Annotated in this window: 10 protein-coding genes; 6 read left to right on the forward strand and 4 right to left on the reverse strand. The window is 47.1% G+C overall.

Annotated features, from left to right (window positions below):
* Positions 1 to 210 precede the first annotated feature (210 nt).
* A complete protein-coding gene (locus UXZ23_RS11795) occupies positions 211 to 1,374 on the forward strand; it encodes a type III PLP-dependent enzyme (RefSeq protein WP_320820763.1) in 1,164 nt (387 codons plus the stop codon).
* A gap of 32 nt (positions 1,375 to 1,406) precedes the next feature.
* Here UXZ23_RS11795 and UXZ23_RS11800 read toward each other — a convergent pair whose 3' ends face one another.
* From UXZ23_RS11800 to UXZ23_RS11810, 3 genes are all read right to left on the reverse strand, one after another.
* Positions 1,407 to 2,138, reverse strand: a complete 732-nt coding sequence (locus UXZ23_RS11800) for a transporter substrate-binding domain-containing protein (RefSeq protein WP_320820764.1) — start codon at positions 2,136 to 2,138, stop codon at positions 1,407 to 1,409.
* A gap of 67 nt (positions 2,139 to 2,205) precedes the next feature.
* On the reverse strand, positions 2,206 to 3,516 hold the full coding sequence (locus UXZ23_RS11805) for an RsmB/NOP family class I SAM-dependent RNA methyltransferase (protein WP_320820765.1): 1,311 nt from the start codon (positions 3,514 to 3,516) through the stop codon (positions 2,206 to 2,208).
* A 94-nt stretch (positions 3,517 to 3,610) separates the two neighbouring features.
* Positions 3,611 to 4,654: an AraC family transcriptional regulator gene (locus UXZ23_RS11810; protein ID WP_320820766.1), complete on the reverse strand. Its 1,044-nt coding sequence runs from the start codon at positions 4,652 to 4,654 to the stop codon at positions 3,611 to 3,613.
* A 190-nt stretch (positions 4,655 to 4,844) separates the two neighbouring features.
* Between UXZ23_RS11810 and UXZ23_RS11815 the strand changes: the two genes are divergently transcribed.
* The 3 genes from UXZ23_RS11815 to tmpT all read left to right on the forward strand — a co-directional run bounded on the left by UXZ23_RS11815 (position 4,845) and on the right by tmpT (position 7,205).
* Positions 4,845 to 5,687 (forward strand): metal-dependent hydrolase, encoded by an 843-nt coding sequence (locus tag UXZ23_RS11815; protein WP_320820767.1) that lies wholly within the window; start codon positions 4,845 to 4,847, stop codon positions 5,685 to 5,687.
* Between the two features lie 146 nt (positions 5,688 to 5,833).
* A complete protein-coding gene (locus UXZ23_RS11820; protein WP_320820768.1) occupies positions 5,834 to 6,400 on the forward strand; it encodes a PhnA domain-containing protein in 567 nt (188 codons plus the stop codon).
* A 133-nt stretch (positions 6,401 to 6,533) separates the two neighbouring features.
* On the forward strand, positions 6,534 to 7,205 hold the full coding sequence (gene tmpT, locus UXZ23_RS11825; protein ID WP_320820769.1) for a thiopurine S-methyltransferase: 672 nt from the start codon (positions 6,534 to 6,536) through the stop codon (positions 7,203 to 7,205).
* 59 nt (positions 7,206 to 7,264) lie between these two features.
* Here the strand turns inward: tmpT and tsaA are convergent, their stop codons facing one another.
* Complete coding sequence (tsaA, locus tag UXZ23_RS11830) at positions 7,265 to 8,032, reverse strand: tRNA (N6-threonylcarbamoyladenosine(37)-N6)-methyltransferase TrmO (protein ID WP_320820770.1); 768 nt, start codon at positions 8,030 to 8,032, stop codon at positions 7,265 to 7,267.
* Positions 8,033 to 8,240: 208 nt separating this feature from the next.
* Between tsaA and UXZ23_RS11835 the strand changes: the two genes are divergently transcribed.
* Both UXZ23_RS11835 and UXZ23_RS11840 read left to right on the forward strand, forming a co-directional pair.
* On the forward strand, positions 8,241 to 9,671 hold the full coding sequence (locus UXZ23_RS11835) for an OmpP1/FadL family transporter (protein ID WP_320820771.1): 1,431 nt from the start codon (positions 8,241 to 8,243) through the stop codon (positions 9,669 to 9,671).
* Between the two features lie 255 nt (positions 9,672 to 9,926).
* The gene (locus UXZ23_RS11840) at positions 9,927 to 10,976 is read left to right on the forward strand and encodes a DUF2333 family protein (RefSeq protein ID WP_320820772.1); all 1,050 of its coding nucleotides are present in this window, start codon (positions 9,927 to 9,929) and stop codon (positions 10,974 to 10,976) included.
* Positions 10,977 to 11,213: the final 237 nt, after the last annotated feature.

Genomic DNA, 11,213 nt, shown 5'->3' on the forward strand with positions numbered 1-11,213 from the left:
ATTCCGGTAGGATGCTCACAACGATAACGGACTGATGATGAAATTGTAAGGTCGTGGCTTGCACCTCAGTGTTGCAGCTATGGATGCTTATGAAACTTTCATTATGTTTTGTTATCGTAAAGGAAAAATTTTATCACTGTACTCGTCAGAAAAACGGCCTATCTTTGCGCCTTTCTCTGACCCACTCTACCTCAGGAGGTAGCGAAACCGATGTTGAGCAAACCCCAGGATTACTACGACGCCGAGACCTTTGCACGCATTAAGAATTTTGCGGATCAACAAGAGACACCGTGTTTGGTGTTTGATACCGCTACATTTACTCGTCAATTAGATAATTTGATGGGCTGTTTTCCGTACGCGAAAACGTATTATGCGATCAAAGCGAATCCAGCGGACGAGTTGCTGGCAATTCTGCGTGATCGTGGGTGTAACTTCGACGTGGCATCTCGCTACGAGTTAGACAAAGTGTTGGCGATGGGTGTAACTGGCGATCGCGTTAGTTATGGTAATACCATCAAAAAAGCTAAAGATATTCGTTATTTCTTTGAGAAGGGCGTAAATCTTTTCGCGACCGATTCTGAAGCTGACTTGCGCAATATTGCCAAAGCAGCACCAGGCGCTCGTGTATTTGTGCGTATTTTAACCGAAGGCTCACAAACTGCTGATTGGCCATTATCACGCAAATTTGGTTGCCAAGTGGATATGGCACTGGATCTTTGCATCATGGCGCGCGATTTAGGCTTAGTACCTTACGGTATTTCTTTCCATGTGGGTTCTCAGCAACGTGATATCGGCGTTTGGGATTCGGCTATTGCGAAAGTTAAGTGGATTTTCGAGCGTCTCAAAGACGAAGACGGTATTGATCTGAAAATGGTTAACTTAGGTGGCGGCTTTCCTGCTAACTACATTAGCCGTACCAATACTTTAGAAGTGTATGCAGAAGAGATTACTCGTTTCTTGAAAGAAGACTTCGGCGACGACATGCCAGAAATTATTTTGGAACCTGGTCGTTCGCTAGCGGCTAACGCCGGTATTCTAGTGAGTGAAGTTGTTTTAGTCAGCCGTAAAAACCGTACAGGTTTGCATCGTTGGGTATATACCGACATCGGTAAGTTCGGTGGTTTCATCGAAACGATGGACGAAGCCATTAAGTACCCGCTATATGTTGAAAAACAAGGTGAGTGCGAAGAAGTGGTTATTGCTGGTCCAACGTGTGATAGCGCTGATATTTTGTACGAACAGTACAAGTATGAGTTGCCGTTAAACTTGGCGAGCGGCGATCGTATGTACTGGTTCTCTACCGGTGCTTACACCACGACATACAGTGCTGTGGAATTTAATGGCTTCCCGCCGTTGAAGATTTACTGCATCTAAGTATTTTTGCTTAATGCGGGTGCTCTCCTTGTTTAGTTAAGTGAGGAGGGCCCCAGTATTCTTCGATCAAATTCTTCTCGCATTTGCTTCAACATCCCTTCCTTTTCCATCTTTGTAAGTTCGTCAGTCATCTGAGGAATAAGATTCGCGCGCTGTTTATGGATGTAGTGATACACGTCAAAATGACCAAGCTCTCCCTGTAGTTGCTTGATCCCAGTATATCCGCCGGTTTTGATTAAATACCGTCCTACGGATTGCTCCATAATGGCAACATCAATGCGATTGGCCATCAGTAAGTCCAGTAATTGTGGCGCTCGGTCGACAAAGTAGGTTGTTAATTCGGATGGTGCGGAGTTATAGAATTTAGAGCCACGTACAACACCTAAGCGAAGGTTTTTAAAGGATTCCCAGCTTGCTTCAGTTACGTCGTGCCTGTGTGTGAAAGCACCTATTCGAATCATGGTTAGAGACACGGGGATTTTAACGAGGTTGTGATATTCCAGTTGCTGACCATCTATTCTACCCAGCTCAGCATCGGCTAGACCGCTATCGAGAAGCTCAAGTGAACGGGCGGATGGGGCCTCAATGTATTGAACATCGTAGCCTAGTTCGCCGTAAGCATGGCTCATGATTCTCATACCGAGGGGAGTAAGAGGGTTATCAGTAATGGTTGTGATGCGAACGGTATCTGCAGCGCTGATTGCACTGAATAAACCTATCAACACTGCGCTTAGAAGAGTGCAGCGCTTGCTTGAAATTACCATCCTTCTTCACCTCTTGGAGCAGAGTCGCCTGCCATCAGAGTATAGAAGAAGGATCGTAGTTTGACGATTAGGCCATTCGAGTCATCTTGGCGACAAACATACAGTCAGCATCTTGTTGTGGTGCACCGACCATTTGTTGCGACTCTAAAGTGAACTCAGGATGATTTGCTAGGAAAGTAGCCACAGCTTCTTCGTTCTCGCTTAGCTGCCAGCTACACGTTGCGTACACCATGTGTCCGCCTTTGCGTACCGCAGCACATGCGTTGTTTAGAATTTTTTGCTGTAATGCTTCCATCTCTGCACTGTCGGAAGCATCAAAACGCCAACGAGCATCGGCATTGCGACGCCACGTACCTGATGCAGTACAAGGTGCATCAATCAGTACCCAATCGAAACCTTGCTGACGTGCAACCTCTGCAGGTAAGCGCAGCGGCGCTTCGGCATCCCAAGTAAAGGTACGGATATTCAGGTAGCTGGCGCGTTTGGCTCGACGTTTAAGCTCATCTAGCTTGAATTGGTGTAAGTCAGTCGCAACGACTACCCCTTTTTGTTCCATGCGGCTAGCAATCGCTAAGGTTTTACCACCGGCTCCGGCACAGCAATCCCATACTTTATCGCCTTTGCGAGCAGCAACCATATTGGATAATTGTTGGCTGGCTAGATCTTGAATCTCTACCTTGCCTGCTTTGTAAGGTTCGCTTTGCTGTAAGCCGTTGCCACCTTGAGCGCATAAGGTGCCATTACGGATATCGGCTTGAATTCCGGCATCCAGCAATTGCGGCAAAATAGCTTCTGGTGATTCGTTGGTGTTAATGCGCAACCAGAGCGGTGGGCGGGCGCTTTGCTGTTCAACAAAGCGTTGCAGATCCATGTCGCTCCAACGGCTGCGTTCTGCGCGTTGCTGTAATAATGGTAACCATTGTGGACGCAAACCGTGCCATAGCATCCATTCCGGCGAGAGCGGGTTGCTCATCGCGCGTTCTTGGAAGTCGATAAAGCATTGCTTGCGCGAGCCACTATTCCAGTCTTGCGGTACCCGCCAGCGACCTTCACAGCGTTGATGAATCCAGTACCAGAAGTTATTGCGGCTTAATTGATCGCTGTCATCTGGCTGCCAGGTATCATCCCAAGTCATCCAATCAATATTCGCGCCTTGGCGCTGCACGGCTTCTAATGCACAGGCAAGCTGCATGTAGCGCACGCCTTGGATCATGGCATCACTGACGGCCATTGGCATCGGCTCGCCCTGATGACGACGCCAGCCAGCGGCATGTTGCTTTAGCCAACGATCAAGCGGTGGGCGCGGCGACATGGCCTGCCAACGCAACCACAGAGAGTGCAGTTGTTCGTAAGTTATGATTTGGCGGGCAGAAGACATGCGGAACTCCGGATCAGGCGATTAACAGCAGAAAACCGCGCAGCATAACCATTTCACCGTGCAGTGAAAAGGTGAACTGTGTTTATGCCGTAAATCAGTTGGTTTTGCGCTGCTCTTGGCGGTGCTCTTGCCTATATAGGGAGGGAGATTGTCCCGCCCAGCCTTTGAACGCTTTAGCGAAATTGCTGGCATCACTATAGCCTAATTGCTCGGCAATAATGTCGATGGATAGTATGCCGTCTTTAAGCAAACGCTGTGCTTGGGTGTAACGGACGCTGTCTTTAATTTGCTGAAAGCTGCGTTGTTCAGCTTTAAGCTTGCGGTTTAGCGTGGCAGCAGACATACATAAGGTCGAGGCAACGCTGTCTACGGTTGGCATTTCAGCGATGTGTTCGAGCAATATTTCACGGACTCGGGCCGATAACGTGGCACTTTCGGCAACGGAATGGAGGGCTTGCTTTAGTTCGTTTTCAGCAAGGTTCTCTAAATTTGGGTTGAAGAAGGATAGCTGTCCTTCAAGCGCCGCTCTTGGCCAAGTTAAACGGTTTAGACTTGAGCCCGATTCGATAGTGCAGTTTGCAAGAATGGTTTGGTTACTGAGGTCCGTGTTGTCTTGGATGTATATGGTGCTTTGTGCTGTTTTACTGCTTGGTGCGACCAATGTGCGGCAAATGGTTTCGACACTCGATAGAAAAGCGAGTACTAAAAACTGGCCTGCAGGATGGTCAAATTTGGGGGTGATGGATAGATGACGATGCTTGTCATCTAGCTTTCTTTCCATATCAAATAATTGGATTCGGGTTTCAATATAGAGGACGACTTTTTGCGCGGCATCGACCATGGTTTCACTATATTGCGCGGCAAATCCAAGTGCTCCATGTTTGGATAATGTCATACGCTTGCCGTATTCCAAGGCAATGGATAAATCGTTGGTTAGGTCACAAAAACGCTGCAGCATTTTTAGTGCTGACTCGTGGCCTACTGATACGTCGGGCTGAAACAGCAGGGTCTCTGGTAGGCCGGTATCCTTCAGTAGTTCAGATGCGGATATTCCGCGTTCGAAGCCGAGTTCGGTCAGAAGTATCAAGTAATCTGACGATATTCGGTAATCGCCAACACCGACTGTTTTTATAGTCATACGACTCACATTGCTAGTTTAGAACCACAAGCTGCAAGCTTAGCACCCGCTTGCCGATGGGGCAGTATGTCATAGTGGTTGCACGTCAGGTATGTTCTATCTGGCCATAACGAATGACAAAATATAACAAAAGAGTCTGCTATTGTTATTGCAGACCGATTTGCCCGATAGCCCTTTGAGGGAGTTTATTATGACTAATGCGAACAATAATTCTGAATCGATCGGCATCAAGCCTCGTCGTATGGCGTTTGATACAGAAACCCCTATGAAAAAATACACGTTTAACAATAATTCACTTGTTAGTACGTTTTTCTATGCATTATCGGCGCTATTTCCAGATGGTGAGCGTTTTTTTATTCACTCGGTTCGTAATTTCAAAGACGACATTACTGATGAGAAAATGAAGGCCGATATTAAAGGTTTTATAGGACAAGAAGCCCATCATGGCATCTCACATGAAGCGTTAAATAAAGCCATTGGTGATATGGGCTTTCCGATGCAAGCGATCACCGACCGTTTGCACAAGCGAGTCGCTTTTCTAAAAACACTGAGTCGTGAGCGCCAGTTAGCGTTAACGGTTGCTATGGAGCATTTTACCGCATCGTTGGCTGAGTTTTTATTAAAGAATCCTGAGGCGATGAATACTGTCGATCCGACAGTGCGTAAAATGATGCTTTGGCACGCGGTGGAAGAAATAGAACATAAAGCGGTCGCCTTTGATGTTTATCGCGCTTTTGTGAATAAAGAATTTATGCGCAAGCGCATTATGGTGGTTGCAGTGGGCGGCTTGTTTTGTCGCTTGGCTTATTACCAGTTTCTACTATTAAAGTCAGATCGTCATTTTCCTAGCTGGCGTGAATGGAAAGAAGCGACGCAATTCTTTTGGGGTAAAAAAGGTATTTTGCGCGATAATCTAAAAGGCCTACGCGAATTTTTTCATACCGGTTTTCATCCATCGGATATTGATCAAAATTATTTGATTAACGATTGGGAAAAACGTCATCCGGACGTAGCAGAGCTACAGGTAGGCTGAGAGCGATAGCATCGCTATTCAATGATCTTCAAAACGCCGATGCCGAGCATCGGCGTTTTGCTATCTGCGTTTTGGCCTAATAGCTCCCGTGGCTCGATTCTCCATAATAGTGCATAATAGCCCGCAAATTTTTATGGGTATTTATCATGTCTCTCGAAGAAACGTTAAGTCAACGTAGTAATAGTGCCTGCGAACTGTGCACGTCGACTAACAATTTGACGGCCTACCAAGTTCCACCTGAGTCTGCGCTGGCGAGTATGGATAACAATATTTTGGTGTGTGACACCTGTGCAGGTCAGATCACTTCAGGTGATTTAGATGCGAATCACTGGCGTTGTTTGAGCGACAGCATGTGGAGCCAAGTCCCCGCAGTTCAGGTTGCTGCCTTTCGTCTATTAACCAAATTATCGACTGAGTCTTGGGCGCAAGATGCGCTAGAGATGATGTATCTTGATGAAGATACGCGTAAGTGGGCTGAAACCAGCCTTGCGGCAGAACATCGTGAAGTGACGCTAGATTCTAACGGTGCTGCGCTAGCGGCTGGCGATAACGTGACTCTGATTAAAGATTTGGATGTGAAAGGTGCCAACTTTACCGCTAAACGTGGCACGGTAGTTCGCGGTATTTCTTTGTCTGATAATCCTTTGCACATTGAAGGACGCGTAAATGGTAGCCGTATTGTGATTATTGCGGCCTACTGCAAGAAAGCGTAATCGTGTCGCTTGCTTGGATTATCAACATCCTCCACGAGTAAAATCTTGGAGGATTTTTTTATGGACGTATCACGTACAATGTTGCCCGCCCATATCGAACTTCGATGTGAGCCGTAATGATTGAGGAATTCTTATGGAAACAGATTTTTGGCTTGAGCGCTGGCAGCGTAATGAAATTGGCTTTCACAAAGACAAGGCAAATCCGGCGCTAGTGAACCATTGGCATACCATGCCAGTGGATATTGGATCCCGTGTATTTGTCCCTTTATGCGGCAAAACTGTCGATATCATCTGGATACTGCGTGCGGGTTATCAAGTGGTAGCTGCGGAGCTGAGCGAGGTTGCACTGGATGCCTTGGCAGATCAAATTGAAGGCGAATTTGGTTTGGCAGTAGACAAGCAAACGGTGGATGGTTTGATCCTATATCGTGCCGCCGGAATTCTATTGATCGGGGGCGACTTCTTTAAGCTAACAGCGCGGGATATTGGTCCTGTGGATGTCATTTATGATCGTGCTGCACTGATTGCTTTGCCGCCAGAAATGCGTCAAGACTATGCTCGGCACTTAATGGCGATTACCCATTCGGCTCCTCAGTTGTTAGTAACGGTTGACTATGATCGCGACGTTATGGATGGCCCGCCATTCGCAATTTCGACCAGCGAAGTAAATGATCACTACGCCGCTAGCTATCAGATTGATGAGATGGAATGTCGCGAGCAGATTAATGAAGAGGTGCGTTTTCGAGATCGTGGTTTGACTTCCATGATGCAAACCGTGCATCGATTGGTCGCTATAAAATCGTGATATAGACCAATTTGTTTATTGCAGCCTAACTCTATGAAGCCCACATACTCGTGGGCTTTTTATTTCCCGTCATTCCCGTGTTCACTATTTACGTGGCTGCTATCCACTTGGCTAGGGCTCACCTGAGTTACCTTGATCACTTCAATGCTGGTGGCGGTTGGGTAACGCCAGCGCACATTGATGTCCCAGAACTGTGCGCCGTATTCACGTTCAGGCTGGTGCTTTTGGTAAGCAGGACGCGGGTCTTGAGCCAAACATTGCTCGATTAATGCGATCACTTCTTGCTGTAAACGCTGGGCTTGTTGGTTTGCTGCGTGCAAAGCGCTTTCGCACCAGTTCACTTCTATAAGTGCGGGTGTGTCTGGCGCGATATGGTTGTATGCGCTTGCTAAACAATCGGCGTAGGGGACGTAGGGCTTTATATCGATAATAGGCGTGCCATTAAGTAGATCGACGCCACTCACCCATAAACAGCAGCCTTCGATCCGTTCTACCTTCACTAAGGACTGGCCAATGCCATTCGGCCTATGCGTGCTGCGGCTAGCGAATACCCCGATTTTTTCATTTCCGCCTAAGCGCGGTGGGCGCACACGCAAGCGAGTATCACTCTGAGCACTGGGGACGCCATGAAAATGAAATAGCAACCAAACATGCGACACTTGGTCTAAACCCTCAAACGCCAATGGATCATCATAAGGTGGGAGCAATTCAATTTTAGCGATGGCGGCTGGTGCTAATCCAGGCTGGCGCGGAATGGAAAATTTCTCACTAAAGGGTGTGTGAGCGATAGCGATAGGGTGGATAGCGAGGTGCACAGAGCGTTGCATAGGAAGGTCCAATATCGATTGCTGTCATTATAAGCCCCGTGATTACTGGCGTCATGCTGCCTTTTCATGCTTTTTCTAGTCTATTTACGACGTGTTTGTTTCATAAAATTACATAAACATCCAACAAAAACACATATTGAGTTTGTTTTGGCTGGCATACTCGCGCAAATTTGGCCCATTTGGTCATGTGTTTGGTTCGGGGAGTGATATGAAAGCTATTCTTTTGCGTGCGGGATTTACCGGCGCTTCTATTGTCTTGATGAGTACTGCATACGCGTCGGGCTATAAAGTAAACGAGCAAAGCGCTAGCGGTGTCGGCACTGCCTATGCGGGACGAGCAGCCGTTGCTGATGATGCATCTGTTGTTTTCTATAACCCTGCAGCTATGAGTAAGCTGAAGCGCTCTGAGTTAAGTTTTGGTGCTACTTATATCGATGTTAAAGGTAGCTTTGAAGGTACTCGTACTAACCCTGCTGGTGTACCCGACGCTGCTGAGGGTAATGCCTATGACGATGGTGGCGACTTCGTCCCAAATGCGACGATTCCATTTGTTTATTATGTGCACCCCGTGGACGACAAGGTAGCGTTTGGTTTTGGTATTTTCGCTCCCTTTGGAACGCACACGGATTATTCCAGCAATGCTTTGGTTGGTGGGTTTGCCGATGAAACTGAATTAACCACCATCGATTTTCAGCCAACGTTTTCTTATCGTGTGAGTGATACTTTAGCCATTGGTGGCGGTATCGACATCATGTACGCCCATGGTTTGCTCTCTAAGCAATTAGACTTAGTGCCGTATGTACCAGGTCATCCGCAATTAGGTAATACCGACTATCAAGGCTACGAAAACAACTTTGAAGTAGAAGGTAATGACTTAGGTTACGGCTGGAACTTAGGTTTGATTTGGGATGTCACGGCGCGCACGACGTTAGGCTTTACCTACCGGTCAGAAGTGGACTTAGAATTAGTGGGCGATTCTAAGTTTATTCAATCATCAGGCGTGGTGGCTTATACCGATCCTGATGGCGACGCAGGCCCTTACCCCGCAGGTATTTATCCTGTCGATGGTGCAACCGGCCAAGTCGACTCTCAGGCATCACGCGTACCATTAACCACACCGCGTTCTGCTACTTTGAGTTTGGCGCATCAAGCGACCGATAACTTGCAGTTGCAGGCTGGCGCTACTTGGACGGATTGGTCGGTATTTAAGTACTTCGACATCATTGCGACTAAGCCGGGTCTGATTGATGACCTGAGTGGCTTAGGTGATAACTATATTGGCCACATCGTTGAAAAGTGGCACGACACACTATCTTGGGCTGTTGGCGCTAGCTACCGTATTGATCAGCGTTGGCTGTTGCGTGGCGGTTATGCCTATGACGAAGCCCCAGTAAGTGACGATCATCGTACCGCTCGTGTTCCTGATACGGATCGCCAGTGGCTAACGGCGGGTGCTCGCTATGACCTTAATAACGATATCAGTTTTGATTTGGGTATCGCGTACTTGTTGATTGATGATTCAAAGTTAAATGAATACGACTACGACCTTAACGATCAAGTGTCCGGTGTTGAAAACGCCCAAGGCACCTACGACGTGGATGCCCTCGGCGTATCCTTGCAGATGAACTATCGCATGTAAGCGACGATTCTCTTAGGGCAAGACAATAAGGCCGGTAAATCGAAGGGTTGACCGGCCTTGTTGTATGTGGCGGCGCGACGGTCATGGCTGCACTAAAATGCCTATGTGACAATACTGTCATTGTACGTCTGGCTTGTTATCACCCAGCTAAGTTCTGTGATTTCGAGTATCGTCTTGTACCAACAGAGCAAGGCGTTTAGGCTTGCATTCCAATACGTTGGTTAAGTTATTTCAGGCATTAAGGAATAAAAGGGTATGAGTGGTCAGTTTCAGGATCGAATCCAAGATACGAAAGAGCGCTTGCAGGATTGGTGGGCCGATCGCAGTGGCGGTAGCTCAACGGGGCGCTTAATTGTCGCTGTGGTAGTGGTTTATTTACTCGTTGCCGTAGTGGTTGGCTATTTTTGGAGTACAGAACCCGAGCAGTTTTCCGTTACCGAAGTCGCTGAAAAGCGTGCGGAAGAAATGGGTGTGAAAGTCGTTACGGGTTTTACGACCACTTCGACCTTGATCAAAGTAACAGAGACTCTTTTGCATAAGCCCGGCGGCTACCTTAGCAATGATGTTACCCCTCCAGGTGTTTGGTTAGATAACGTTCCTAATTGGGAATTTGGTGTGTTGGTTCAGGTGCGCGATTTTGCTCGAGCATTGCGTAAGGATTTCAGCCGCTCGCAAAGCCAATCAACAGAAGATAAAGATTTAGCTATAGCTGAACCGCAACTGCATTTTGATGCGAACAGTACATTTATTCCAGACACTGAAGGCGAGTACGAACGCGGTATTGCAGCTCTTCATAGCTACTTAGCCCGTTTATCTGATCCGCAAGAACCGACGGCACAGTTTTATGCCCGTTCCGATAACCTGCGTCAGTGGTTGTTTGATGTGGAAACTCGTTTAGGAAGCTTGTCTCAGCGTTTGAGTGCTTCTGTAGCACGACGTCGTTTGAATACCGATGTTGGTGTTCAGCAGTCGACTCCGACTCCTGACGAAGAAGAAGTGAAAACGCCTTGGACTGAAGTTGATGACGTTTTCTATGAAGCTCGCGGTACCTCATGGGCTTTACTGCAAATATTGCATGCGATTGAAGTCGATTTTAGAGAAGTGCTAGAGAAGAAGAACGCCTTGGTAGGTGTTCGTCAGATCATTCGCGAACTGGAAGGTACCCAAGAGCCTTTAGGTTCACCTGTGATTTTGAGCGGTAGCGGTTTTGGCTTATTTGCTAATCATTCTTTGGTTATGGCCTCATATATTTCACGTGCTAACGCAGCGATCATTGATCTACGTGAGCTTCTCTCTCAAGGCTAATGAATCAGTAACGCGTTAAAGCCGCTATATTCAATTAGCGCTATCAAAAGGTGATGTACTTCGCGGTATGTCACCTTTTTTTCTTCTAATCTGACTCTTAGGGTCCTTGCCATATACCTGACAAACTTCTTACCTTATATACCTTAGACATCTACTACACTTCCGGCAGTATTTAGATATTAATGTCGCGACAGACGTTTGGTTTTGGCTCAAAATGATGCTGGTTATTCTAATTGA

The sequence above is a fragment of the Thalassolituus sp. genome (assembly GCF_034111725.1).
Lineage (GTDB): Bacteria > Pseudomonadota > Gammaproteobacteria > Pseudomonadales > Oceanobacteraceae > Thalassolituus.

Excerpts from the sequence above, each read along its gene's own strand:
- UXZ23_RS11835 (WP_320820771.1), top strand. The coding sequence starts at position 8,241 with ATGAAAGCTATTCTTTTGCGTGCGGGATTTACCGGCGCTTCTATTGTC.
- UXZ23_RS11840 (WP_320820772.1), top strand. The coding sequence starts at position 9,927 with ATGAGTGGTCAGTTTCAGGATCGAATCCAAGATACGAAAGAGCGCTTG.
- UXZ23_RS11805 (WP_320820765.1), bottom strand. The coding sequence starts at position 3,516 with ATGTCTTCTGCCCGCCAAATCATAACTTACGAACAACTGCACTCTCTG.
- UXZ23_RS11815 (WP_320820767.1), top strand. The coding sequence starts at position 4,845 with ATGACTAATGCGAACAATAATTCTGAATCGATCGGCATCAAGCCTCGT.
- UXZ23_RS11810 (WP_320820766.1), bottom strand. The coding sequence starts at position 4,654 with ATGACTATAAAAACAGTCGGTGTTGGCGATTACCGAATATCGTCAGAT.
- UXZ23_RS11800 (WP_320820764.1), bottom strand. The coding sequence starts at position 2,138 with ATGGTAATTTCAAGCAAGCGCTGCACTCTTCTAAGCGCAGTGTTGATA.
- tsaA (WP_320820770.1), bottom strand. The coding sequence starts at position 8,032 with ATGCAACGCTCTGTGCACCTCGCTATCCACCCTATCGCTATCGCTCAC.
- UXZ23_RS11795 (WP_320820763.1), top strand. The coding sequence starts at position 211 with ATGTTGAGCAAACCCCAGGATTACTACGACGCCGAGACCTTTGCACGC.
- tmpT (WP_320820769.1), top strand. The coding sequence starts at position 6,534 with ATGGAAACAGATTTTTGGCTTGAGCGCTGGCAGCGTAATGAAATTGGC.
- UXZ23_RS11820 (WP_320820768.1), top strand. The coding sequence starts at position 5,834 with ATGTCTCTCGAAGAAACGTTAAGTCAACGTAGTAATAGTGCCTGCGAA.